The sequence below is a fragment of the Streptomyces sp. NPDC028305 genome (assembly GCF_055569495.1).
The window spans coordinates 141256-165734 of the sequence record NZ_JBVHTN010000005.1; the positions used below are offsets into that span (position 1 = coordinate 141256).

Below are 24479 nucleotides of genomic sequence, written 5' to 3' on the forward strand. Positions count from 1 at the left end.
CCCAGCCCCACCACCCCCAGCCGAACTCTCAGCCGCACCCTCTGGAGCCGAGCCGCCATGCACCGTGACCCCCAAGCATCGCTGGTCGGCGAGGAGTACGAGGTCGAGGTCGGGCCGGTCGCACACGGCGGCCACTGCGTCGCCCGCACCGCCGAGGGCCGGGTGCTGTTCGTCCGGCACGCGCTGCCCGGCGAGCGCGTCGTGGCCCGGGTGACCGAGGGCGAGACGGACTCGCGCTTCCTGCGCGCCGACGCGGTGCGGGTGCTGGAGGCGTCCAAGGACCGGGTCGAGGCCCCGTGCCCGTTCTCCGGCCCCGGCCGGTGCGGCGGCTGCGACTGGCAGCACGCGGCCCCGGGCGCCCAGCGCCGGCTGAAGGCGGAGGTCATCACCGAGCAGCTGAGCCGGCTCGCCGGGCTGACCCCCGAGGAGGCCCGCTGGGACGGCACCGTCGAGCCCGCCCCCGGCGACAAGGTCGCCCGCGGCGAGGTCCCGGCCTGGCGCACCCGGGTCCAGTACGCGGTGGACGAGCAGGGCCGCCCGGGGCTGCGCCGCCACCGCTCGCACGAGGTCGAGCCCGTCGACCACTGCCTGATCGCCGCCCCCGGCGTCACCGAGCTGGGCGTCGAGAAGCGCGAATGGCCGCAGATCGCGACCGTGGAGGCGATCGCCGCCACGGGCTCCTCCGACCGCCAGGTCGTCCTCACCCCGCGCCCCGGCGGCCGGCTTCCGCTGGTGGAGCTGGACCGGCCGGTCTCCGTGCTGCGGATGGGCGAACCCCAGGGCCGCGAGGGCACCCGCGCCGTGCACCGCGTACACGGCCGCCCCTTCGTCCGCGAGCGCGCCGCGGGCCGCACCTGGCGGGTCGGCGAGGGCGGCTTCTGGCAGGTCCACCCCAAGGCCGCGGACGTACTCGTCGAGGCCGTCATGCAGGGCCTGATGCCCCGCAAGGGCGAGATGGCGCTCGACCTGTACTGCGGGGTCGGCCTCTTCGCCGGCGCGCTCGCCGAGCGGGTCGGGGAGCGCGGCGCGGTCCTGGGCATCGAGGCCGGCAAGCGCGCGGTCGAGGACGCCCGCCACAACCTCGCCGACCTGGACCGGGTCCGGATCGAGCACGGCAAGGTCGAACAGGTCCTGCCCCGCACCGGCATCACCGAGGCCGACCTGATCGTCCTGGACCCGCCCCGCGCCGGCGCGGGCAAGGAGACCGTCACCCGCCTGGCCTCCCTCGGCCCGCGCCGCATCGCCTACGTGGCCTGCGACCCGGCGGCCCTGGCCCGCGACCTCGCCTACTTCCGCGAGGCGGGCTATGTGCCGCGGCGGCTGCGCGCGTTCGACCTGTTCCCGGTGACGCACCACGTCGAGTGCGTGGCGATTCTGGAGCCCGCCGCGAAGCGCTCCTGACCGCGCTCACATCGCCCCACCGGTATCTGTGCGGTGGGTGTTACCCCTGACGATCAGCCGCGGAGACCCCCGCGTAATGAGTCGTTCGTACGGTCACGAACGTACGGCGGTCACGAAGGGCCGAATTAGGTCGATCAGGAGAGAGGGACGCGCGTGGTCGCACCGGGCTCGCGGAATGAGGGCACGACGAAGGTGCGGACGGTCTGCTCGTACTGCGGGGTGGGCTGCGGCATGGTCCTCGACGTCGGCAGGGGGCCGGACGGGCGGCGTGCGGTGCTGAAGGCGGCCGGTGACAAGGAGCATCCCGCGAACTTCGGCCGGCTGTGCACCAAGGGCGCGACCACCGCGGACATGCTGGCCGCTCCGGGGCGGCTGACCACGGCCCTCATGCGGCCCGCGCGGGGGGAGGAGCCGGAGCCGGCCGCCGTGGACGCGGCGATCGCGGAGACGGCGCGGCGGCTGCGGGCCGTCGTCGATGAGCACGGGCCGGACGCGGTCGCCCTGTATGTGTCCGGGCAGATGAGCCTCGAGGCGCAGTACCTGGCGAACAAGCTGGCCAAGGGGTTCCTCCGGACCAACCAGATCGAGTCGAACTCCCGGCTGTGCATGGCCAGCGCCGGAACCGGCTACAAGCTGTCCCTCGGCGCCGACGGGCCGCCCGGCTCGTACCAGGACTTCGACAGGGCGGACGTCTTCTTCGTCATCGGCTCCAACATGGCCGACTGCCACCCGATCCTCTTCCTGCGCATGATGGACCGGGTGAAGGCGGGTGCGAAGCTGATCGTCGTCGATCCGCGGCGCACCGCCACCGCCGCCAAGGCCGATCTGTTTCTCCAGATCAAGCCGGGTACGGACCTGGCACTGCTCAACGGTCTGCTGCACCTGCTGCATGCGAACGGCCACACCGACCCCGAGTTCATCGTCGCGCATACCGAGGGCTGGGAGGCGATGCCCGACTTCCTCGACGACTATCCGCCCGCCGCCGTCGCGGAGATCACCGGGATCCCGGAGGACGACATCCGCGAGGCCGCCCGGCTGATCGGCGAGGCGGGGGAGTGGATGAGCTGCTGGACGATGGGGCTCAACCAGTCCACACACGGCACCTGGAACACCAACGGCCTGATCAACCTGCATCTCGCCACCGGCGCGATCTGCCGCCCCGGCAGCGGGCCCTTCTCCCTGACCGGGCAGCCCAACGCCATGGGCGGCCGCGAGATGGGGTACATGGGGCCGGGGCTCCCGGGGCAGCGCTCGGTTCTCGTCGACGACGAGCGCGCGTTCGCCGAGGAGCTGTGGGGGCTGCCGGCGGGCACGGTCAGGGCGGACGGTGTCGGCAAGGGCACGGTCGAGATGTTCCAGAAGATGGCCGAGGGCGAGATCAAGGCGTGCTGGATCATCTGCACCAACCCGGTCGCCTCCGTCGCCAACCGCAGGACGGTCATCGAGGGCCTGGAGGCCGCCGAGTTCGTCGTCACCCAGGACGTCTTCGCCGAGACCGAGACCAACGCGTACGCCGATGTCGTCCTGCCCGGCGCCCTGTGGACCGAGGCCGAGGGCGTGCTCATCAACAGCGAGCGCGACCTCACCCTCGCCCAGCCGGCCGCCGACCCGCCCGGTGAGGCGATGGCCGACTGGCGGATCATCGCCGCGGTCGCCCGTGGGATGGGGTTCGAGCAGGGGTTCTCGTACGACAGCGCCGAGGAGGTCTTCGAGGAGATCAAGCGGGCCTGGAACCCCAAGACCGGCTACGACCTGCGCGGTGTGAGCTACGAGCGGCTGCGGACCACCCCGGTGCAGTGGCCGGCGGCGCGTGCGGACGGGCCCGACCGCAACCCCATCCGGTACGTCGGCGAGGACGGTGCGCCGACCTTCCCCACCCCGAGCGGCCGCGCCGTCTTCCACGCCCGCCCGCACATCCCGGCCGCCGAGATGCCGGACGACGACTACCCGTACGTCCTGAACACCGGCCGCCTCCAGCACCAGTGGCACACCCTGACCAAGACCGCCAAGGTGCCCAAGCTGAACAAGCTCAACCCCGGCCCCTTCGTGGAGGTGCACCCGCGGGACGCGGCCGGTCTTGGCATCGCCGACGGGGATTCGGTGGAGGTCGCCTCGCGGCGCGGGCGCGCCGTGCTGCCCGCGGTCGTCACCGACCGGGTGCGGCCGGGGGCCTGCTTCGCGCCGTTCCACTGGAACGACCTGTTCGGGGAGTATCTGAGCGTCAACGCGGTGACCAGTGACGCCGTCGATCCGCTGTCCTTCCAGCCCGAGCTGAAGGTGTGTGCCGTCTCGTTGGCGAAGGTGCCCACGCCGGTTGCGGTGAAGGTCCCTGTGGCGGTGGCGAACCCCGCCCCGGGCGAGGGTCCGGCCGCCGCCTTCGGCCTGGAGCCCGCCGCGCCGCCGGTGCTGGCCGAGCACGAACGGCGGTATCTGGTGGGCTTCCTGGCCGGGATCCCGTCCGGCGCCCCCGGCGTTCCCGTGCTGCCCCTGGACGCCCCGTTCACCCGCGAGCACACCCTGTGGGTCAACGGCGTGCTCGCCGGGATGTACTCCCGTACCCCCACGGCCCCCCGGCAGCGCTCGGCCGAGGCGGCCAAGGCGACCAAGGTGACCGACGCGACCCCGGGGCGCCAGGTGGTGATCCTCTGGGCCTCGCAGACCGGGAACGCCGAGGAGTTCGCGGCCGCCACCGCCGCGCGGCTTGCCGCGGGCGGCCACACCGCGTCCCTGGTCGCGATGGACGAGGCCGACCCCGCCGCCCTGCCCGCCGGCGTCGATCTGCTGCTGATCACCAGCACCTTCGGCGACGGCGACGCCCCCGACAACGGGGCGGGCTTCTGGGACACCCTGGCCGCGCCCGACGCCCTGCGCCTGGAGGGCCGGCGCTACGCCGTCCTCGCCTTCGGGGACTCCTCGTACGACGACTTCTGCGGGCACGGCCGCCGCCTGGACCGGCGCATGGACGAGCTGGGCGCGGTGCGGCTGGCGCCGCGCGCGGACTGCGAGCCGGACTATGAGACGGCGGCCCACGCCTGGCTCGACGGGGTGCTCACCGCCCTGCGGGCCGCCCCGGAACCGGCGGCCCCCGCGGCGCGGCAGGCCCCGCGCGCCAAGCGCCTCGCCCCGGTCACCGCCCGCCTTGCGGGGAACCGGCTGCTCAGCCGACCGGGTTCCGACAAGGAGGTCCGCCAGTTCACCTTCGACACCCGCGACAGCGAGGAGCCCCTCGACTACGAGGCGGGCGACGCGCTCGGCGTGCGGCCGCTCAACTCCCCTGACCTCGTGGCGGAGTGGCTGGCCCTCACCGGCCTGGACACGGACGCCGCCGTGGACGTCGACGGCGCGGGGGAGGTCTCCTTCGGCGAGGGCCTGTCCCGCCACCTGGACATCACCCGCGTCACCCCCGAGCTGCTGCGCTTCGCCGCCGAACGCGCCCGCGACCCGCACCGGTTGAAGCGGCTGCTGCGCCCGGACAACAAGGGCGAGCTGGCGAAGTGGTCCTGGGGCCGGCAGGCCGTGGACGTGGTCGCCGAGTTCGGCATACGGGCCGACGCGCGGGAGTGGGCCGGGGTCCTGGGCCGCCTCCAGCCGCGCCTGTACTCCATATCCTCCAGCCCGCTGACCGACCCCCATCTGGTGTCGCTGACGGTCTCCGTGGTCCGGTACGAGAATGTGCACGGACAGCCGCGCCAGGGCGTCTGCTCGCCCTTCCTCGCCGACGCCCCGACCGGCACCCCGGTGCCGGTCCACGTCCAGCGCTCGCCGTACTTCCGCCCGCCCGCCGACCCGGCGACCCCCATGGTGATGGTCGGCCCCGGCACCGGCGTGGCCCCCTTCGTCGGCTTCCTGGAGGAGCGCCGGGCGCGTGGACATCGCGCGCCCAACTGGCTGTTCTTCGGCGAGCAGCGCCGGGCCACCGACTTCTACTACGAGCGGGAGCTGACCGCCCTCCTCGCCGAGGGCGCTCTCACCCGCCTGGACACCGCCTTCTCCCGCGACCAGCGGGCCAAGATCTACGTCCAGGACCGGATGCGCGAACACGGCCCCCAGCTGTGGTCCTGGCTCCAGGACGGCGCCCACTTCTACGTCTGCGGCGACGCCTCCCGCATGGCCAAGGACGTCGACCAGGCCCTGCGGGACATCGCCGCCGTCCATGGCGGCCTGAGCGAGGCGGACGCGGCGGCGTACGTCAAACAGCTCGCCGCGGACAAGCGCTATGTGCGCGACGTCTACTGACCCCGCCCCGACAGCCGCCGTATGACGGCTCAGCGCACCCGCAGGACGTCGAGCGCCGCGAGGGCCACCTGGAGCTCTATGCGCTGCTCGCCGGATTCGAGGTCGCAGTCGAGCAGCCGCTCGATGGTGCGCAGGCGCTGGTAGACGGTCTCCCGGGACAGGCCGCCGCGGCGCGCCGCCGTGGTCTTGTTGCCCGCCGCGTCCAGGTAGTGGCGCAGGGTCGCGAGCAGGTCGGTGTGGTGCCGGGCGTCGTGGTCGATGAGCCGGCCGAGCTGCCGTTCGGCGTAGCTCTGGATGCGGGTGTCCTCGCGCAGCGCGTACAGCAGTCGGCGCAGCCCGATGTCGGACAGCTCGTGGAAGGACCTGCCCGCGGGGAGGGGCTGGCCGGGCAGGGCCGCCTCGGCCACGCGGGCCGCCTCGCGCAGCGAACGGGCGGCGTCGGAGAGGTCCGTGACCTCGGAGCCGACGCTCACCACCGCCCCCGGGTCCAGGTCCAGCGCGACGCGGCTGAGCCGTTCGACCGTGGGCCGCCACGGCCGGCCGGGGCGCAGGGCCAGCAGAAGGCCGATCCGGCCGGGGGACAGGGCGCCGACGAGCGCCGGAACGCCCGCCGTCCGGAGCTCGCAGGACAGCCGGCTCTCCGGCTCCGCGCCGTCGCCGTCGGCGCTGCTTCGCAGGTCCATGAGGACGGCGACGAAACGTCCGGCGTCGGCGGGCAGGCCCAGCGCGGCGAAGCGGGCGCGGGCGTCCTCGGGCGAGCGGTGGCGCTGCTCGGCGAGGTGGCGCAGGGCGCTGCGCTGCGCCGTGCGCTCCCAGGGGGTGGCGTGGATGAGCCGGGCGATGGTCAGCGCCATCGCCGTACGCTCCAGCACGGCCACGTCCTCGGGCCCGAAAGCGGAGGCATCGGAGTGCCCGGCGGGCAGCATGGCCACCCGGCCCCAGCGCTCCCCCTGGTACTCCACGGGGGCCACCAGCCAGCCCTCGGGCCCGAGCACCTCCGCGTGGTCGCCGGGCGGGGTCGCCCGGGAGCGCTGCTCCCAGCCGCTGAGCGCATCCTCCACCGTGGAGCCGGAGGGTTCGCAGATCAGCGCCTGGTGCACCAGGTTCTCCAGGACGACCGTGTGGCCGCTCATCTCCGCCGCCGCGCGCACCACGTCCTCCGGGCCCGCGCCGCGCAGCGTCAGCGCGGTGAACGCCTCGTGGATCCGCTGGGTCCTGCGCATCGCCTCCGCCTGGTCGCCGAGGATGCGCGCGTGGACGACCTGGGTGACCTCCAGGAAGTTGACGTCCTTCGCCAGGGTGACCAGGGGGAGGCCACGGTTCCGGCAGGCCTGGACGAGCGCGTGCGGCGGCCGGTGGTAGCGCCGGATCAGCTCGATGACCAGCGCGGCGGCCCCGATGTCGGCGAGCTCGTCCACGTATCGGCGCACCCCCGCCGCGTCCTCGGGCAGGGGCATGCCGGTGGTCAGGACGAGCTCGCCGCCCTTGAGGAAGGAGGCGGGGTCGGTCAGCTCGGTGATGTGGACCCAGCGGACCGGGCGGCCGAGTCCGGCCGCGCCGGTGACCACCCGGGGCTGCCCGGCGGCCAGGACGGGGAAGGCCAGCACGTCGGCCACGGTGAGCGGGTGGCCGACCGCGGTCGCGCCCGGGCCGTCCGCGTCCGGTGGCCCGGCCGCCCGGTGGTTCTCGCCCACGGCGCCTCCCTGCGTGTCGGGCCACTCTGACAAGCATCGCTGACCTGCGCAAGAGCGGTCGGAGGGCGGCCGAGAGGGCCGTGCGGTTGACACACTGTCCGAACGACGCGGCCGCCCTGGACAGTTCACGCGTTGTCGACGGCCGGGGCGGTGGGAATCCTCGAAGGGCCGAAGCACACACCACCACCCAGGCCGGAGACGCATATGACCGCACTGTCGCCGCACCTTCGCCAGGCCACACCCGTGGTGGCGGTCCGGGGCGAGGGCGTCCACCTCTACGGCGAGGACGGGCGCCGCTACCTCGACTTCACCGCGGGCATCGGGGTCACCAGCACCGGCCACTGTCACCCCAGCGTGGTCGCGGCCGCCCAGGAGCAGGTGGGCACGCTCGTCCACGGCCAGTACACGACGGTCATGCACCCGCCGCTGCGGCGGCTGGTCGAGAAGCTGGGCGAGGTGCTGCCGCCCGGCCTGGACAGCCTGTTCTTCACCAACTCCGGCAGCGAGGCCGTGGAGGCCGCGCTGCGGCTGGCCCGCCAGGCCACCGGCCGCCCCAACGTCCTGGTCTGCCACGGTGGTTTCCACGGCCGGACCGTGGCCGCCGCCGCCATGACCACCTCGGGCATCCGCTTCCGGTCCGGCTTCTCGCCGCTGATGAGCGGGGTGGTCGTCACCCCGTTCCCGACCGCCTACCGGTACGGCTGGGACGAGGAGACCGCCACCCGCTTCGCGCTCCGGGAGCTCGACTACACGCTCCAGACGATCTCCTCGCCCGCCGACACGGCCGCGGTCATCGTCGAGCCGGTGCTCGGCGAGGGCGGATACGTGCCCGCGACCCGCGCCTTCCTGGAGGGGCTGCGGGAGCGGGCGGACCGCCACGGCTTCCTGCTGATCCTCGACGAGGTGCAGACCGGCGTGGGCCGCACCGGACGGTTCTGGGGACACCAGCACTTCGGCGTCGTGCCGGACATTTTGGTCACCGCCAAGGGGCTGGCCAGCGGCTTCCCGCTGTCCGGCATTGCCGCCTCCGAGGAGCTGATGGCCAAGGCGTGGCCGGGCTCGCAGGGCGGCACGTACGGCGCCAACGCGGTGGCGTGCGCCGCGGCCTGCGCCACCCTCGACGTCGTGCGCGACGAGAAGCTCGTGGAGAACGCCGAGGCGATGGGGGCGCGGCTGCGCCTGGGCCTTGAGGCGGTGGCCGAGCGGACCCCGGCCATCGGGGACGTACGGGGCCTCGGGCTGATGCTGGCCGGCGAGTTCGTCACCGAGGACGGCGAGCCCGACCCCGAGACCGCCGCCCGGGTGCAGCGGGCCGCCGTGGACGAGGGGCTGCTTCTGCTGCTGTGCGGGGCCTGGAACCAGGTGGTGCGGATGATCCCGGCGCTCGTGATCGACGAGGCGGCGATTGACGAGGGCCTGCGGGCGTGGGAGAACGCGGTGGCGGTCGGCACTTCGCCGACGGGCCGTTGACGCCCGTCATCTCGCAGCACGACTCGACCCCGCTGACCCGTCAGGAGTGATTCCGTGAGCATCATCGACGACGTTCCGAAGCAGCTGTTCATCGCCGGTGCCTGGGCGGACGCCGCGGACGGCGCCACCATGCCCGTGGACGACCCCGCCACCGGGGAGATCCTCTGCCAGGTCGCCGACGCGGGCCCCAAGGACGCCCGGCTCGCGGAGGACGCGGCCGTCCAGGCGCAGCAGGAGTGGGCCCGTACGGCTCCCCGCGCCCGGAGCGAGATCCTGCGCCGCGCCTACGAGATCATCCTCTCCCGCACCGATGAACTCGCCGCCCTGATGACCTCCGAGATGGGCAAGCCGCTGGCCGAGGCGCGGGGGGAGGTGGCGTACGCGGCCGAGTTCTTCCGCTGGTTCTCCGAGGAGGCGGTGCGGATCGACGGCGGCTACGGCGTCCTGCCGGACGGCCGCAACCGCATGGTGCTGGGGCGCCGCCCGGTCGGCCCCTGCCTGCTGATCACCCCGTGGAACTTCCCGCTGGCCATGGGCACCCGCAAGATCGGCCCGGCCATCGCGGCGGGCTGCACGATGGTGCTCAAGCCCGCTCCGCAGACCCCGCTGTCCAGCCTGGCGCTGGCCGGGATCCTCAAGGAGGCCGGGCTGCCGGACGGCGTGCTGAACGTCGTCACCACCTCCCGCGCCGGAGAGGTCTGCGAGCCGCTGCTGCGCGGGGGGAGGATCCGCAAGCTGTCCTTCACCGGCTCCACGCAGGTCGGGCGGCTGCTGCTGGCCCAGTGCGCGGACGCTGTCGTACGCACCTCGATGGAGCTGGGCGGCAACGCCCCGTTCATCGTCTTCGACGACGCCGACCTGGATGTGGCCGTGGACGGCGCGATGGTGGCCAAGATGCGCAACATGGGCGAGGCGTGCACCGCCGCCAACCGCTTCTTCGTCCACCGGACGGTGGCGGAGGAGTTCGCCCGGCGCCTCGCCGACCGCATGGGCGCGCTGGTCGTGGGCCCGGGCACGCAGGACGGGGTCGACGTGGGCCCGCTGATCGACGGCGCGGGCCGCGCCAAGGTCGAGGAGCTGGTCGCCGACGCGGTGGAGCGCGGCGCCCGGGTGCTGGTCGGCGGCAGTACCCCGGAGGGGCCGGGCTGCTTCTACCCGCCGACCGTGCTCATCGACGTGGACCCCGGCAGCCGGCTGATGGCGACGGAGATCTTCGGCCCGGTGGCGGCGATCCTCACCTTCGAGGACGAGGACGAGGTGGTGCGCCGGGCCAACGACACCCCCTGGGGCCTGGTCGGCTATGTCTTCACCGAGGGCATGGACCGCGCCTTCCGGGTCGGCGAGCGGCTGGAGGTGGGCATGGTCGGGCTGAACACCGGTCTGGTGTCCAACCCGGCCGCGCCGTTCGGCGGCGTCAAGCAGTCCGGGCTGGGCCGGGAGGGCGGCCGGGTCGGGATCGAGGAGTTCCTGGAGTTCCAGTACCTGGCGGTGCCGGTGCGATGACGGCGTGCCCCGTACCGAGTTGATCGGTACGGGGCGGGCCGTGTGCGTACGCTGACTCGGCGTACGCGGGGGCGAAAGACCGTCTACATGATCGGGTAGGGTCTACTTCGCGCGCGTGAGAACCAAGCGCGCACGACGCGCCGAGCAAGGACCAAGCCGGCGCAACCCCCAAGCGCCCGGGCGGCCAAGTGCATTCTGTCCCGGCTGGTGTTGGGGAAGTACGTCTTTTTCGGGTCGCTGACCTACGGGGGCTTCATGAGTCAGGAATCCCCTTGCTTCAGTTGGCAATCCATCGCGATCATCTGACGAATCAAGGAGAAGAGAAGTGATAATTGCCCGGCGAATAGCGGCGACTGCCGCGTCCGCTGCCGTAATCCTCGGCGGCGCCGTGCTCACCGCCCCGACCGCCTCGGCGGCATCCCTGCCGAGGGCGTGCAACCTGATCGTTACGCAGACCAAGGAGGCTTCGGCGGCCGTGAACCTGCGCAGCGGCCCCGGAACGAGTTACACCTCCCTTGGACTCCTTTCCAAGGGTACCGATTTCACCGAGTACTGCACCAAGGATTACAAGTGGAGCTACGGTAAGGTCACCAGCGGGGCCAACAAGGGGAAGAAGGGCTGGGTCAAGTACTCCCTCCTCAACCCCGTCGAAAAGTGATAACTCGCGCTGCAATTCCTTCTCGCGCGCCAACTGATTTCTGAAGCCATAGCAGATTTGGTCGAATTCACGCGCGTGCCCGGGGCGGCCAGGCTCCGCTCGCCTGCGGCGAGGGGAGCCTGGCCGCCCGTAGGCCGTATGACGCGCTGATGGGCTCGCCCGCCGTCGTCGCCGGTCATTCCTCGTGGTCATTCCGCGTGCAGCGCGTCCCGTGCCGCGTCGACGAAGTCCGTGAGGGCGCTCCAGAAGGGTCGGTAGGCGGCATCGAAGTGCCCTACGGCCTCGGGGTCGTCGGACCGCATGCCCCGCAGCGCGCGGTGGAACGGGCCGGTCGCCTTCTGGAGGGCGTTCGCCGCCGCGGCGGCGCCTGGCGGCCCCTCCAGCTCCACCACGCGCACGCGCCGCCGCAGCTTTCCGTAGGCGTCGAGTTCCCGTTCGACCAGCTCGGCGAGGGTGGTGGCCCGGCGTTCGGGGTCGGCGGTCCGCTGGGCGGCGGACACCTCCCAGTACACCTCGGCCGTCTGGTGCGCGTGCTCGATCAGATCGAGGTACGCCGTGCGCCTGCCCTCGCGGAGCCGCTCCGACTGCTGGGCCCTGGCGGCGGTTTCCGCCTGGATCCGGGCGGCCCGGGTGTTGCCCCGGCTGGTGACCCAGCTGGCCAGGACGGCGGTGCCGCCGGTCAGTGCGGCGATCCAGAACGTGCTGTCAGGCAAGACCCGTGCTCCTCGGTTCGTCATGTCAGGCGGGCGGCCACCATCCCCCGATCGTAGGAAGATTAGGAAGATACGGAAGACGGAACGGTTCGGCGGTGCGGTGCGGGAGATACGTTCCGGGGCATGAGCGCATCCGGACTGCGGCCGGTCGTCACGGAGTTGAGGCTTTCGGCCTTCAAGACACACTGCCGCGCGGCCTTTCCCCTGGGGCCGCTCACCTTGATCGCCGGGCCCAGCGGAAGCGGCAAGTCCGGTGTGCTGGAGGCGTACGCGGCGCTCGCGCGCCTGGCGGGCGGCCACCGTCTGGAGGAGGTCTTCCGCGATCCCGCGGGGTATATCCCGCGGCGCGCGCGGCCGGACGGGCAGGGGCGGCGCGGCTTCCGGATCGGCTGCACGGTGGACGGCCCGGTCGGGCCGGTGCGGCTGGATGTCGCGGTGCAGGCGGAGCCCGAGCTGCGGATCGTGGGCGAGCGGATGACCGGCGCGGGGGAGACCCTGCTGGAGACGGCGCTGCGCGACCCGGGGCGGCGCCGGGTGCAGGCCGCCTGGCACACGGCGGGGGCGGTGGCGGTGACCCGGGCGCCGCTGCCCGACGACCGGCTGGCGACCTCGCTGCTGCCGCTGCGGGTGGCGGGCAACACCCAGGGGCAGCTGCTCGCGCTGGCCGCCGCCGAGCAGGTCGTCGTGGCGCTGCGGTCGGTCTTCGTGTGCGACCCGCGGCCGGAGCGGATGCGGGCGCCGGTGCCGCCGCGGGACGGGCGGCTGCGGGGCGGCTGCGAGAACCTCGCGGCGGTGCTGCGGCGCACCAGCCGGGAGTGCGGCAGCCGGCACGCGGCGCTGGTCGCGGCGGTGCGGGCGGGGTGCACCGGGCCGGTGGAGGACCTGGTCACGGAGGGCCCGGCGGGCGGGGTGGTGCGGGCGCTGCTGGCCCAGGGGGAGCTGGGGGCGATGCCCGTCGAGCGGCTGGGGGACGGCGAGCTTCGCTATATCGCGCTCGCGCTGGTGCTGCTCACCGGGCCGGGGGTGCTGGAGATGGACGCGGGGGCGGATGCGCTCTCGGCGCGGCAGGCGCTGACGGTGCTGGCCGACGGGTTCGACCGGTGCCTGGACCGGCGGCAGGCGCGGGCGCTGCTGGGGGTCGCGGCGCGGATGTGCGCACGGGGGCACATCCGGCTGGTGGGGACGGTGGCGGAGCCGCCGGTGGCGGACCTGCCGGGGGCAGGGGAGGTCACGGGGGCGACAGTGGTAAACCTGGGGTGTGAGCGAGGCACGAGAGTACCGACACCCCGATGACCCGCCCCGGGACCACCCCGCGGACGTGCCGGCGTTGCAGCGTCGGCTCGCCGCGTTCGCCGCGGCGCGCGACTGGCAGCCGTACCACACGCCCAAGAACCTGGCCACGGCGCTGAGCGTCGAGGCGTCGGAGCTGGTGGAGATCTTCCAGTGGCTGACGCCGGAGGAGTCGGCGCGGGTGATGGAGGACGAGGGGAGCGCGGCCCGGGTCGAGGACGAGGTCGCCGATGTGCTGGCGTATCTGCTCCAGTTCTGCGAGGTGTTGGGGATCGACGCGCTGGAGGCTCTCGCCGCCAAGATCGACCGCAATGAGCTCCGTTTCCCGGCCACCAAGCGGTAAAGATCTTGGATCTGTCACTCTCCGTAGTGACAAAGTTATCCATAGCGCAACTGTTGTCAACAGATTCCTGAATTCCCCTAGCTTTTCTGCCTGTTAGTCATCACTCTGGGTAGTGGAGGAGTGACGGGTGTGGGAAGTCCGTTGAGAGGGGTTCGGGTCATGGACGCTATGCGGCTGATCGGTGTCACTCGGCGCGCCCTGGCGCAGGCCGGGACCGTGCACGACATCGTGGCCGAAGCTTGGCAGATACAGGCGCTCGCGGAGGCGATCGGCAGTCGCTTCGTGGCGAGCGGCCCGGCGGCGGCGCGTGCGGAGGCGCGCGGCCTGTGCGAGGCGGGAAGCAGGGCGCGCGGCGCACTGTTCCACCCCGCGCTGCACCACCCCGCCCTGCGCGGCGGGGGCTTACGGGCGAGTCAGCTGACCGAGGTGGGAGATCCGAGGGAGGTGCTGCCGGCCCTCGGCGATCTGCTCGCGGAAGCGGGCTTCGCGCTGGTCGGCGTCGCCTCCAACACGGACGAGGAGGCGCTCTACTGGCAGTGCGTCGAGGCGATCGACGCGGCGGATGAGGCGCGGGACCGGGTGCACGGAATGCTGAGGCACCTCACGGTGCTGGAGTGGGGTGGCGCGGCATGACAGTGCAGGATGGGACGCATGGATCTGCGAATCTTCACCGAGCCCCAGCAGGGGGCGAGCTACGACACCCTGCTCACCGTCGCCAAGGCCACCGAGGACCTCGGGTTCGACGCGTTCTTCCGCTCCGACCACTACCTGAAGATGGGGGATGTCGACGGGCTGCCCGGCCCCACCGACGCGTGGATCACCCTCGCCGGGATCGCGCGCGAGACCCGGCGGATCCGGCTGGGCACCCTGATGACGGCGGCGACCTTCCGGCTGCCGGGCGTGCTCGCGATCCAGGTCGCGCAGGTGGACCAGATGTCCGGCGGGCGCGTGGAGCTGGGCCTGGGCGCGGGCTGGTACGAGGAGGAGCACCGGGCCTACGGCATCCCCTTCCCGGCGGAGAAGTTCGCCAGGCTGGAGGAGCAGCTGGCCATCGTCACCGGCCTGTGGGGCACGCCGGTCGGCGAGACGTTCAGCTATGAGGGGACGTACTACCAGCTCGCCGACTCTCCCGCGCTGCCCAGGCCCGCGCAGGGCCAGGTGCCCGTGCTGATCGGCGGCCATGGGAAGACCCGCACGCCCCGTCTCGCGGGGCAGTACGCGGACGAGTTCAATATGCCCTTCGCCTCGGCGGAGGACAGTGAGCGGCAGTTCGGGCGGGTGCGGGCGGCGGCCGAGGCGGCCGGCCGCAAGGGCGACGACCTGGTGTACTCCAACGCGCTGGTGGTCTGCGTCGGCAAGGACGACGCCGAGGTCGCCCGGCGGGCCGGCGCCATCGGGCGTCAGGTGGACGAGCTGAAGGAGAACGGCCTGGCGGGCTCGCCGGCCGAGGTCGTCGACAAGATCGGCCGCTTTGCGCAGGCCGGCTCGTCCCGGATCTACCTCCAGATTCTGGACCTCGACGACCTCGACCACCTGGAGCTGATCTCCTCCCAGGTCCAGGCCCAGCTCGGCTGAACCCCACGCAGCACCGCACTGACGCAACACCGCACCACCGCACCACCCTGAGCAAGGAGCACCTGTGATGTCTGCCCGCCGTACGTCCCTGGCCGCCGCCCTGGAGCGCGGGCCGCTCGTCCTCGACGGCGGGCTGTCCAACCAGCTGGAGGCGCAGGGCTGCGATCTCTCCGACGAGCTGTGGTCGGCCCGGCTGCTGGCCGACGACCCACAGCAGATCGAGGAGGCCCACGCCGCGTATGCGCGGGCGGGCGCACAGGTGCTGATCACCAGCAGCTACCAGGCGACCTACGAGGGGTTCGCCCGCCGGGGCGTGCCGGAGAAGGAGGCCACGGCGCTGCTGGAGCGCAGCGTGGAGCTGGCGCGCCGGGCGGCGGAGGGCGCGGGCGGCGGCACCGTCGACCGGCCGGTGTGGGTGGCCGCCTCCGTCGGGCCGTACGGGGCGATGCTGGCGGACGGCAGCGAGTACCGCGGGCGCTATGGGCTCAGCGTCGGCGAGCTGGAGGCGTTCCACCGGCCGCGTATCGAGGCGCTGGCCGCGGCCGGGCCCGATGTGCTCGCGCTGGAGACGGTGCCGGACACCGACGAGGCCGAGGCGCTGCTGCGGGCGGTCGAGGGCTGCGGGGTGCCGGTGTGGCTGTCGTACAGCATCGCGGGGGAGCACACCCGGGCCGGGCAGCCGCTGCGCGAGGCGTTCGCCCTGGCGGCGGGGAACGACCAGGTGCTGGCCGTGGGCGTCAACTGCTGCGAGCCGGGCGACGCCGACCGGGCGGTGGAGATCGCCGCCGAGGCCACCGGCAAGCCCGTGGTCGTCTATCCGAACAGCGGCGAGGAGTGGGACGCCAAGGCCCGCGGCTGGCGCGGGCGGGCCACGTTCGACCCGGCGCGGGTGAAGGCGTGGCGCGACGCGGGCGCGCGGCTCATCGGCGGCTGCTGCCGGGTGGGGCCGGACCGGATCGAGGAACTGGCGGCCGTGATGGCCGACGAGGGGAGGTGAGGAGAGGGCCCGAACAACGCGAGTAACCCGAGCAACCCGTGCGAGAGGAACGGGCTTAAACAATTAGAAACGCGGTGGGGGTCCGGCGATACTCGGACGGGTGTTCCTGACGATAACCACCACCGGCAGCGCCGAGAGCCCCGCGACCGACCTCGGATTTCTGCTGCACAAGCATCCGGACAACGCGCAGCGGTTCTCGACCTCCCATGGCACGGCGCATGTCTTCTACCCCGAGGCGGACAGCGAGCGCTGCACGGCGGCGCTGCTGCTGGAGGTGGACCCGGTGGCGCTGGTGCGCCGGGGCCGGGGCAAGGGCCGGGGCGGCGCCCCCGACGCGGCCCTGGGGAACTACGTCAACGACCGCCCGTACGCGGCCTCTTCCCTGCTCGCCGTCGCCCTGAGCAGCGTCTTCTCCAGCGCCCTCAAGGGCCGGTGCAAGGCGCGCCCCGAGCTGCCGGAGCGGGCGATGCCGCTGAGGATCGAGGTGCCCGCCCTCCCCGCGCGCGGCGGTGCCGAGCTGGTGGTGCGGCTGTTCGAGCCGCTGGGCTGGGCGGTGACGGCCGAGCCGGTCCCGCTGGACGAGCGGTTCCCGCAGTGGGGCGACTCGCGCTATGTCCGGCTGGTGCTGGAGGGCGAGCTGCGGCTGGCCGACGCGCTGCGCCATCTGTACGTACTGCTGCCGGTGCTCGACGACGCCAAGCACTACTGGGTGGCCCCGGACGAGGTGGACAAGCTGATCGGCTCCGGCGAGGGCTGGCTCGAGCACCACCCCGAGCAGCGGCTCATCACCAGCCGCTATCTGGCCCGCCGCTGGTCGCTGACCCGCAGCGCCCTGGAGCGGCTGGAGCTGGTGCGGCTCGCGGAGGCGGACGACACGGAGGTGGAGGAGATCGACAACGCGGTCGACGAGCGCTCCGACACCGAGGAGAAGCCGGTGCCGCTGGCCGTGCGGCGGCGCGAGGCGATCCTCGACGCCCTGCGCTCGGCCGAGGCCGCCCGGGTGCTCGACCTGGGCTGCGGCCAGGGCCAGTTGGTGGGCGCGCTGCTCAAGGAGGCGCGGTTCACCGAGATCGTCGGCGTCGATGTGTCGATACGCGCGCTCAACGAGGCGGCCCGGCGGCTGCGCCTGGACCGGATGAGCGAGCGCCGCTCGGAGCGGGTGAAGCTGGTCCAGGGGTCGCTCGCGTACACCGACAGCCGGCTGCGCGGATACGACGCCGCGGTGCTCAGCGAGGTGATCGAGCATCTGGACCCGCCGCGGCTGCCCGCCCTGGAGTACGCGGTGTTCGGCGCCGCCCGGCCCCGTACGGTCGTGGTGACCACGCCGAACGTGGAGTACAACGTGCGGTGGGAGACCCTGCCCGCCGGGCGGGTGCGCCACCCCGACCACCGCTTCGAGTGGACGCGGGAGGAGTTCCGCGGCTGGGCGGAGGCGGTGGCCGAACGCCACGGATACGCGGTGGAGTTCCGGCCCGTCGGCCCCGACGACCCCGAGGTCGGCCCGCCGACCCAGCTCGCCCTGTTCCGCCTCCGCGCCGAAGCCGACATGGCACAGACCACCGAGATCCCCGCCACGACCACGAAGGAGACGGCCGCATGACCACCACCACCGCCACGCGCGGCCTCGCCGTGCCCGACCTGTCCCTCGTGGTCCTCATCGGCACCACCGGCTCCGGCAAGTCCAGCTTCGCCCGGCGCCACTTCCTGCCCACCCAGATCGTCTCCTCCGACGTCTGCCGCGGGCTGGTCGCCGACGACGAGAACGACCAGAGCGCCACCCCCGAGGCCTTCGACCTGCTCCACTACATCGCGGGCAAGCGGCTCGCCGCCGGGCGGCTCACCGTCGTCGACGCCACCAACGTCCAGTCCCAGGCCCGCCGCAGCCTGATCGAGCTGGCCCGCGAACACGATGTGCTGCCGGTCGCCATCGTCCTCGACGTGCCGGAGAGCGTCTGCGCGCGGCGCAACGCCGAGCGCCCCGACCGCGCGGGCCTGCCCGCCCATGTCATCCCGCGCCAGCGCCGCGAGCTGCGCCGGTCGCTGAAGTCCCTGGAGCGCGAGGGCTTCCGCAAGGTCCACATCCTGCGCGGCGAGGCGGAGGTCGAGGCCGCCGGGATCGTCACCGAGCGCCGCTACAACGACCTGCGCCACCTGACCGGTCCGTTCGACATCATCGGCGACATCCACGGCTGCCGCTCCGAGCTGGAGACCCTGCTCGGCAGGCTCGGCTACGCCCTGGACCGCGACACCCTCGGCCGCCCCGTGGACGCCACCCACCCCGAGGGCCGCACCGCCGTGTTCGTCGGCGACCTCGTGGACCGCGGGCCCGACAGCCCCGGGGTGCTGCGCCTGGTGATGGGCATGGTCGCCTCGGGCGCGGCGCTGTGCGTGCCCGGCAACCACGAGAACAAGCTGGGCCGCTACCTCAAGGGCCGCAACGTCCAGCACACCCACGGCCTGGCCGAGACCATCGAGCAGCTGGAGAAGGAGGACGCCGCGGACCCGGCCTTCCGTGACCGGGTCCGGGACTTCATCGCCTCGCTGATCAGCCACTATGTGCTGGACGGCGGCGCCCTGGTGGTCTGCCACGCCGGGCTGCCCGAGAAGTACCAAGGCCGCACCTCCGGCCGGGTCCGCTCGCACGCGCTGTACGGCGACACGACCGGCGAGACCGACGAGTTCGGCCTGCCCGTGCGCTACCCGTGGGCCGAGGACTACCGCGGCCGCGCCGCCGTCGTCTACGGCCACACCCCCACGCCTCGGGCGTCCTGGCTGAACAACACCATCTGCCTGGACACCGGCTGTGTCTTCGGCGGCCGGATGACCGCCCTGCGCTGGCCCGAGCGCGAGCTGGTGGACGTCCCCGCCGAGCGGGTCTGGTACGAGCCGGTCAAGCCCCTGACCACCGAGGCCCCCGGCGGCGCCGACGGCCGCCCGCTCGACCTTAAGGACGTCCACGGCCGCCGCGTCATCGAGACCCGGCACATGGGCCGCATCGCGGTGAAGGAGGAGAACGGGGCGGCCGCGCTGGAGGTCATGAGCCGCTTCGCGATCGACCCGAAGCTGCTCCCGTACCTCCCGCCGACCATGGCCCCCTGCGCCACCTCGCGGGAGGACGGCTACCTGGAGCACCCGGCGGAGGCGTTCGCCGCCTACCGGGCGGACGGGGTGCGCCAGGTGGTGTGCGAGGAGAAGCACATGGGCTCGCGCGCGGTGGTGCTGGTCTGCCGCGACGAGGAGGCCGCGGCCGAGCGCTTCGGCGCTCCGGAGGGCGTGTCCGGCGCGCTGTATACGCGCACGGGCCGGCCGTTCTTCGACGACCCGACGACGACCGAGCGCATCCTGCAGCGGCTGCGCGGCACCATCGGCCACGAGGGCCTGTGGGAGGAGCTGGACACCGACTGGCTGCTGCTCGACGCCGAGCTGATGCCATGGTCGCTGAAGGCGGAGGGGCTGCTGCGCAACCAGTACGCGGCCGTCGGCGCGGCCTCGGGCGCGGTGTTCCCCGGGGCGCTCGCGGCCCTGGAGTCCGCCGCCGCGCGCGGCGTGGACGTGGCCGGCCTGCTCGGCAAGCAGCGCGAACGCGCCGTGGACGCGGCCGCCTTCACCGAGGCCTACCGGCGCTACTGCTGGCCGGTCGGCGATCCGGGGCAGGGCTGGCCGGGCGAGAAGTCGGAGACCGGCGCGCGGCGTGTGGTGGGGCCGCGCGGCACGGACGGGCTGGACGGCATCCGGCTGGCGCCGTTCCAGATCCTGGCGGCGCGCGGCCGCAGCCTCGCCGAGCTCCCGCACGACCAGCAGCTCGCGCTGATCGACCGGATCGTCGAGCGGGAGGAGCTGGACGCCTACGCGAACAACTCGATCTGCGCCTTCGTCCCGAAGTATGTGAACCGGCTGCTGGCCCCCACCCGTCGGCTGATCGTCGACACGGAGGACGAGGCGTCGGTCGCCGGGGGCGTGCGGTGGTGGCTGGACCTGACGGAGGCGGGCGGCGAGGGCATGGTGGTCAAGCCGCTGGCGGGGCTGGTGCGCAAGGAGGGCGGCACGGGCGGTCGGCTCGTCCAGCCGGGCGTCAAGTGCCGCGGCCGCGAGTATCTCCGGATCATCTACGGTCCGGAGTACACCCGCCCGGAGAACCTGGACCGGCTGCGCGAGCGGCACCTGGGCCACAAGCGGTCGCTCGCGCTGCGGGAGTACGCGCTGGGGCTTGAGGCGCTGGATCGGCTGGCGGAGGGGGAGCCGCTGTGGCGGGTCCACGAGGCGGTGTTCGGCGTGCTGGCCCTGGAGTCCGAGCCGGTCGACCCCCGGCTCTAGCGCGGGTCCGCCTGCGGCGGGCCTGCTCCCCTACCCGCCCCTTCCCACAACCGGGGCTCCGCCCCGGACCCCGGTCCTCAAACGCCGGACGGGCTGAAATTCGGGCGGGCAGGGGCGCGGCGGCCGTGTTGCGCACCGGACGGGACCGGACGGCGAGGCGCCATTGACGTGCCAGTGACATGTGCCTAGCGTGCTGTCGCCCGGGTCTCGGTCGCAGGGTTCTCGCCGGACTGTCTCAGGACTGTCGCGGGGCTTCCGCAACCCCCACCCGCCGTGCCTATAACTGGAACAGCCCTGATAACAGGGACAGTTGAGGTCGACTCCGCGAGCCGGACGACGCACTTATCGATATGCGGCTCCGCCGCGTGGCACCGAGCGGGGAGGGCGGATGAGTCTCTTCGAGGGCGGTCGGCCCTTCCTTCAGGCACTCCCGGCGCAGGACCGGCGCGCGCTGCTCGCGCTCGGCAGACCACGGACGTACGAGCCCTCCCAGGTCGTGTTGCGGGAACACGACCGCACGGCCTTCGTGGTCGCCATCACCTCCGGGTGGGCCACCGTCTCGGTGGAGACCGAGCGCGGTGTCCGGCTGATACTGGCGTTGCGCGGGGCGGGCGAGGTGGTGGGCGACCAGGCCGCCGTCGACCACGGCTCGCGCAGCGCCACGGTCACCGCGCTCGGGCGGCTGGAGGCGGTCATCGTCTCCGGGGACCGCTTCCGCGCGTATCTGGCCGCGCGGCCCGCCGCCACCATCCTGATCATGCGTCAGCTCAGCTCCCGGCTGCGCGCCTCCGACGGCGAGCGCCGCTCCCTGGCCTCCGAGAAGGTGCTCCAGCGCCTGGCGGCCCGCCTCGTCGAACTCGCGGAGCGCACCGGGCGCCCGGAGGCCGACGGCGGCATCTCCGTGGACCTGCCGCTGCCGCAGCACGACATCGCCGCCGCCGTGGGGTCGACCCGGGAAGCGGTCGCCAAGGCGCTGCGGCTGCTGCGCGACCAGGGCGTCGTACGGACCGCCTCGCGCCGCTTCGTGGTCGTGGACACCGGACTGCTGCGCCTGCTGGCCGAGGGGCGCGCGACGGGGTGACCGGGGGCGGCCCGTCCGCCTTCGGCCGCCCGCGCGCAGGCCTCCGGGAATCTCCGCCGACTGTGTAAACGGCTACAGCCGTCCGCGCGCCGGGCCGCGACTCTGAAGAAGGTACCGGGAGTCGGGCCGTGTGCGACGGGGGTGTACGCGGCCCAGCGCCCGACACCGGAGAAGGGCGGCGGAGCGGAGGCACGGGGGCAGCGCCCCGCCGCCCACTTCGACCACCGGACACGAGCGGCGCCGGACACGAGCGGCACCAGGCATGAAGGACGGCGGGGCGATGAGCGGAATCAAGACCGGCCACGCGGACAGTCGGACGCGGCGGAACACCCCGCCCGAGGAACGGACCGGCGCCCCCCTGGACATCCCCGTGGACAGCCCGCTGGGCACCGCGGGCGAGTCGGGCGGCGCCCGGGCGGCCCGCGAGGCGCGCGCGAGTCTGCGCCACGACGCGCATCCCGAGCCCCACGGGGGCGAAGTGCTCTCCGCCCCGGCCGGCCCGTTCCCCGAGGGGCCCGTGTCCCACGACGAACTCGTCCGGCTGCGCCGGATCCACCGCCGGGGCCCGGGCTACGCCGCCATGCGGGACCATCTGCGCCGCACCCACCTCCTCGCGCTGTGCGGCGAGCCCGGCACCGGGCGCGGCTGGACCGCGCTCGCGCTCCTGGCCGAGCTGGCCGGGACGACCGGCGGCGGCGTCTGGCGGCTTGGCGCGGCCCCCGCCGCCGGTCCCGGCCCCGGCCCCGGCGACGAATGCGCGGTCCCCGCGGGGGAGAAGACCGCGCGGGGCCACGGCTATCTGCTCGAACTGCCCACCGAACCGACGGACTTCGGGCCCGGCGGCCTCCTGGACCGGCTGCGCGCCCACTTCGCCGAGCACGAGGCGTTCGCGGTGGTCCTCGTCCCCGGTGGCGCCGCGGCCGACCGGCTGCTGCGCGGCCACCGCCACGCCGTGCCGTACGAGCCCCCGGCCGCGGCCGATGTGCTCGACGCGCACCTGTCCGACCTGCTGGCCGACGAGCCGCAGGACCTCCTCCGCCGGGCCCGCGCGACCGCCGGGCGCGCCGAGGTGACCGAGGCCCTGGGCCTCGAGGAGCCGCTGCCGGGCGAGGCGGCCCGGCTGGCCCGCCACCTCGCCCAGCACGCCCGGGGCGCCCTGTCCGAGGCGGAACTGCTCGCGCGCTGCCGGTCGTTCGCCCCGCGCCAGGCGTGCGCGTGGTTCGCGGACGCCGACCGCCCCGGCACCCTGCCCGCAGCGCTGCCCGCGCTGCGCCGGGCGGCGCTGCGCATCGCGCTCGCCGTCTTCGACGGCTCGTCCCACAGCCTGACCGCCGAGGCCGCCGAACTGCTGGCCTGGGAGCTGGCGGTCACCCTGGACCCGCAGTACGCGCCCGGGCGCCCGGTGTTCACCGCGCCCGCCGACGCCCTGCCCGCCGCCGCCCGGGCGATGCTCGGGGAGGGCGTGGAGGACCTGGGCGAGGCCTCCGTACCGGTCCGCACGGTGTGGTTCCAGGGCCGCCGGCTGGCGCCCGCTGTGCTCTTCGAGGTGTGGGACCACCACCACAACACGCGCGGCCCGATGGCGCGTTGGCTGCGCGGGCTGTGTGACGACCCACGGCCCCAGGTGTGGGTGCGGGCCGCCGTCGCCGCGGGCGTGCTCAGCGCCCGCGACTATCTGTACGGCCTCACCGAGCTGCTGCTCCCGCTGGCCCGCGGGGACAGCCCGGTGCAGCGCATGGCGGCGGCCACCGCGCTCGCCGAGGCGTCGCGTGACGCCGAGGTGCGCCCCGCCGTGGCGGGCCTGCTGCGCGGCTGGTCCGAGGGCGGCGACGAGCGGGAGCGCGAGACCGCCGCGCTCGCCCACGGCTACGGACTGGCGGCCGGCTCGCCCGCCGCGTCCCTGGAGGAGCTCGGCCGGATCGCGGCCGCGGACGGCGGCTCCACCGCCTCGTACAGCGCGGTGCGGCTGCTGGCCGGGGCGGACCCCGAGGCCGTGCTGGGGCGGCTGGCCCACTGGCTGGCCGACACCCGCCGCTCCCGCCGCGACCTCGCGCTGCTGACGGCGCTGCGCGCGGTCCGGACCCGCACCTCGCACCTGTGGGGTCTGCGGGAGGCGCCGGAGCTGGCGCCGTACGCCGCCTGGCCGCTGGCCACGGGGCTGCTGGCGGCTCGCCCCGAGTGCCGGACGGCGCTGGCCGAGCTGCTGCGGGCCGCGCTGACCTGGGCCAGATCGGCAGGGGCCGCCGAGGACGCGCTCGTGGGCTGGATGCGGCGGGCGGCCGGCGACGAGCGGCAGCTGGCGGTGTTGTGCGACTTCCTCCCCCTGCTGGCGCAGGAGGGCCGGAAACCGCTCGACCCGCGGGCCGCGACACGGATACGGGAGGTGCTGGAAGCGCTGTGAGGAGAAGAACGGTGATGGTGGAAGAGGCGATCGTGGATGACCAGGCAGCAGACGAGGCAACAGACGAGGGGACAGACGAGACGACCGATCAGGCGGAGCGGGGGCACCTCCCAGCGGTAGCCGGCGGAGCGCGGCGGCTGCGCGAGGCGCTGCGGCAGGGCGGCGAGGGGTTCCCCGCGGCGCTCCGCGAGGCCGACGACGGCCTGCTGCTGAGCGCGCTCGACGGCGGGATGGCCGCCGACCGGGCCACCCGCGTCGTCGTGGAGCTGGTGCGCCGCGCCCCCGAGCGCGGGCCGGAGCTCGCGGACGCGGTGTGCGAGAAGGTGCTGCTGGCCAGGCTCTATCTGGAGACCCCGGAGCGGTCGGGCCACGACGACCGGCTGCGGGTGCGCAACGCGCTGATGCTGTACGAGGGCCTGGTCCGGCCCTGCGCGCAGCGCGGCGGCACCCCCGAACTGCTGGCGTGCGTGATGCCCGCGCTGTGGGCCGCGCGGGGTGGCGCGGGCCGCGAGGTGGTGCGCCGCATCGTGGACTCCCGGCAGCCCACCGGCTTCGGCGAGCGGGCCTGGAAGGAGCTGTTCACCAGCGCCGCCGAGGAGTGCCGCGAGCGCGAGGCCGCGGCGGAGGCCGTCGCCCGGCGCGGGGCGCGCCGCTGGTGGCCGCTCCGGAGGCCGTATCGGGGCGAGGACGGTGGCCGGATCGATCTCCAGCCCGGCCAGCTGTGGGTGTCCGTCCTGCTGGGGCTGATCTCCGTCGCGCTGGTGCTGATCGTCGTCCTCGCGGCCCGGTAGCTTGCGAAGATG

Annotated in this window: 17 protein-coding genes; 15 read left to right on the plus strand and 2 right to left on the minus strand. The window is 73.8% G+C overall.

Going from position 1 to position 24479, the window contains the following annotated elements:
* The first annotated feature begins 57 nt into the window (after positions 1-57).
* Both ACZ4WQ_RS21630 and ACZ4WQ_RS21635 read left to right on the plus strand, forming a co-directional pair.
* Positions 58-1401 (plus strand): class I SAM-dependent RNA methyltransferase, encoded by a 1344-nt coding sequence (locus tag ACZ4WQ_RS21630; RefSeq protein WP_358847745.1) that lies wholly within the window; start codon positions 58-60, stop codon positions 1399-1401.
* Positions 1402-1632: 231 nt separating this feature from the next.
* Positions 1633-5637, plus strand: a complete 4005-nt coding sequence (locus tag ACZ4WQ_RS21635) for a molybdopterin-dependent oxidoreductase (protein ID WP_398373996.1) — start codon at positions 1633-1635, stop codon at positions 5635-5637.
* Positions 5638-5666: 29 nt separating this feature from the next.
* Here the strand turns inward: ACZ4WQ_RS21635 and ACZ4WQ_RS21640 are convergent, their stop codons facing one another.
* Complete coding sequence (locus ACZ4WQ_RS21640) at positions 5667-7331, minus strand: PucR family transcriptional regulator (RefSeq protein WP_398373694.1); 1665 nt, start codon at positions 7329-7331, stop codon at positions 5667-5669.
* Between the two features lie 204 nt (positions 7332-7535).
* Here ACZ4WQ_RS21640 and ACZ4WQ_RS21645 point away from each other — a divergent pair, with 204 nt between their 5' ends.
* From ACZ4WQ_RS21645 to ACZ4WQ_RS21655, 3 genes are all read left to right on the plus strand, one after another.
* A complete protein-coding gene (locus ACZ4WQ_RS21645; protein ID WP_398373695.1) occupies positions 7536-8801 on the plus strand; it encodes an aspartate aminotransferase family protein in 1266 nt (421 codons plus the stop codon).
* Positions 8802-8864: 63 nt separating this feature from the next.
* Entirely contained in the window at positions 8865-10304 is a 1440-nt protein-coding gene (locus ACZ4WQ_RS21650; protein WP_398373997.1) for an NAD-dependent succinate-semialdehyde dehydrogenase, read from the plus strand.
* A 325-nt stretch (positions 10305-10629) separates the two neighbouring features.
* The gene (locus tag ACZ4WQ_RS21655) at positions 10630-10962 is read left to right on the plus strand and encodes an SH3 domain-containing protein (protein WP_358847327.1); all 333 of its coding nucleotides are present in this window, start codon (positions 10630-10632) and stop codon (positions 10960-10962) included.
* 188 nt (positions 10963-11150) lie between these two features.
* Here ACZ4WQ_RS21655 and ACZ4WQ_RS21660 read toward each other — a convergent pair whose 3' ends face one another.
* On the minus strand, positions 11151-11675 hold the full coding sequence (locus ACZ4WQ_RS21660; RefSeq protein WP_311723729.1) for a hypothetical protein: 525 nt from the start codon (positions 11673-11675) through the stop codon (positions 11151-11153).
* Between the two features lie 123 nt (positions 11676-11798).
* On the opposite strand from ACZ4WQ_RS21660, the gene ACZ4WQ_RS21665 reads away from it, so the two are divergent.
* From ACZ4WQ_RS21665 to ACZ4WQ_RS21710, 10 genes are all read left to right on the plus strand, one after another.
* Positions 11799-12968, plus strand: a complete 1170-nt coding sequence (locus tag ACZ4WQ_RS21665) for an AAA family ATPase (protein WP_311723728.1) — start codon at positions 11799-11801, stop codon at positions 12966-12968.
* A complete protein-coding gene (locus ACZ4WQ_RS21670; protein ID WP_385346188.1) occupies positions 12934-13308 on the plus strand; it encodes a nucleotide pyrophosphohydrolase in 375 nt (124 codons plus the stop codon). Before ACZ4WQ_RS21665 ends, ACZ4WQ_RS21670 begins: the two co-directional genes overlap by 35 nt.
* Before the next feature lie 159 nt (positions 13309-13467).
* Complete coding sequence (locus tag ACZ4WQ_RS21675; RefSeq protein ID WP_311723727.1) at positions 13468-13941, plus strand: DUF6099 family protein; 474 nt, start codon at positions 13468-13470, stop codon at positions 13939-13941.
* A gap of 18 nt (positions 13942-13959) precedes the next feature.
* Positions 13960-14883, plus strand: a complete 924-nt coding sequence (locus ACZ4WQ_RS21680) for an LLM class F420-dependent oxidoreductase (RefSeq protein ID WP_311723726.1) — start codon at positions 13960-13962, stop codon at positions 14881-14883.
* A gap of 67 nt (positions 14884-14950) precedes the next feature.
* Complete coding sequence (gene mmuM / locus ACZ4WQ_RS21685; protein WP_398373696.1) at positions 14951-15880, plus strand: homocysteine S-methyltransferase; 930 nt, start codon at positions 14951-14953, stop codon at positions 15878-15880.
* 100 nt (positions 15881-15980) lie between these two features.
* On the plus strand, positions 15981-17480 hold the full coding sequence (locus ACZ4WQ_RS21690) for a 3' terminal RNA ribose 2'-O-methyltransferase Hen1 (protein WP_398373697.1): 1500 nt from the start codon (positions 15981-15983) through the stop codon (positions 17478-17480).
* Entirely contained in the window at positions 17477-20194 is a 2718-nt protein-coding gene (locus ACZ4WQ_RS21695) for a polynucleotide kinase-phosphatase (RefSeq protein WP_398373699.1), read from the plus strand. The genes ACZ4WQ_RS21690 and ACZ4WQ_RS21695 overlap by 4 nt, the downstream gene beginning before the upstream one ends.
* 388 nt (positions 20195-20582) lie before the next feature.
* Positions 20583-21275 (plus strand): Crp/Fnr family transcriptional regulator, encoded by a 693-nt coding sequence (locus ACZ4WQ_RS21700; RefSeq protein WP_311723721.1) that lies wholly within the window; start codon positions 20583-20585, stop codon positions 21273-21275.
* A 280-nt stretch (positions 21276-21555) separates the two neighbouring features.
* Positions 21556-23676 (plus strand): hypothetical protein, encoded by a 2121-nt coding sequence (locus ACZ4WQ_RS21705; protein WP_398373701.1) that lies wholly within the window; start codon positions 21556-21558, stop codon positions 23674-23676.
* Positions 23677-23690: 14 nt separating this feature from the next.
* Positions 23691-24467 (plus strand): hypothetical protein, encoded by a 777-nt coding sequence (locus tag ACZ4WQ_RS21710; protein WP_398373998.1) that lies wholly within the window; start codon positions 23691-23693, stop codon positions 24465-24467.
* Positions 24468-24479: the final 12 nt, after the last annotated feature.

Bases quoted from the DNA above. Each gene is read 5' to 3' on its own strand.
- ACZ4WQ_RS21680 (WP_311723726.1), top strand. From the start codon at position 13,960: ATGGATCTGCGAATCTTCACCGAGCCCCAGCAGGGGGCGAGCTACGAC.
- ACZ4WQ_RS21665 (WP_311723728.1), top strand. From the start codon at position 11,799: ATGAGCGCATCCGGACTGCGGCCGGTCGTCACGGAGTTGAGGCTTTCG.
- ACZ4WQ_RS21710 (WP_398373998.1), top strand. From the start codon at position 23,691: ATGGTGGAAGAGGCGATCGTGGATGACCAGGCAGCAGACGAGGCAACA.
- ACZ4WQ_RS21630 (WP_358847745.1), top strand. From the start codon at position 58: ATGCACCGTGACCCCCAAGCATCGCTGGTCGGCGAGGAGTACGAGGTC.
- ACZ4WQ_RS21705 (WP_398373701.1), top strand. From the start codon at position 21,556: ATGAGCGGAATCAAGACCGGCCACGCGGACAGTCGGACGCGGCGGAAC.
- ACZ4WQ_RS21635 (WP_398373996.1), top strand. From the start codon at position 1,633: ATGGTCCTCGACGTCGGCAGGGGGCCGGACGGGCGGCGTGCGGTGCTG.
- ACZ4WQ_RS21700 (WP_311723721.1), top strand. From the start codon at position 20,583: ATGAGTCTCTTCGAGGGCGGTCGGCCCTTCCTTCAGGCACTCCCGGCG.
- ACZ4WQ_RS21645 (WP_398373695.1), top strand. From the start codon at position 7,536: ATGACCGCACTGTCGCCGCACCTTCGCCAGGCCACACCCGTGGTGGCG.
- mmuM (WP_398373696.1), top strand. From the start codon at position 14,951: ATGTCTGCCCGCCGTACGTCCCTGGCCGCCGCCCTGGAGCGCGGGCCG.
- ACZ4WQ_RS21695 (WP_398373699.1), top strand. From the start codon at position 17,477: ATGACCACCACCACCGCCACGCGCGGCCTCGCCGTGCCCGACCTGTCC.
- ACZ4WQ_RS21675 (WP_311723727.1), top strand. From the start codon at position 13,468: ATGGACGCTATGCGGCTGATCGGTGTCACTCGGCGCGCCCTGGCGCAG.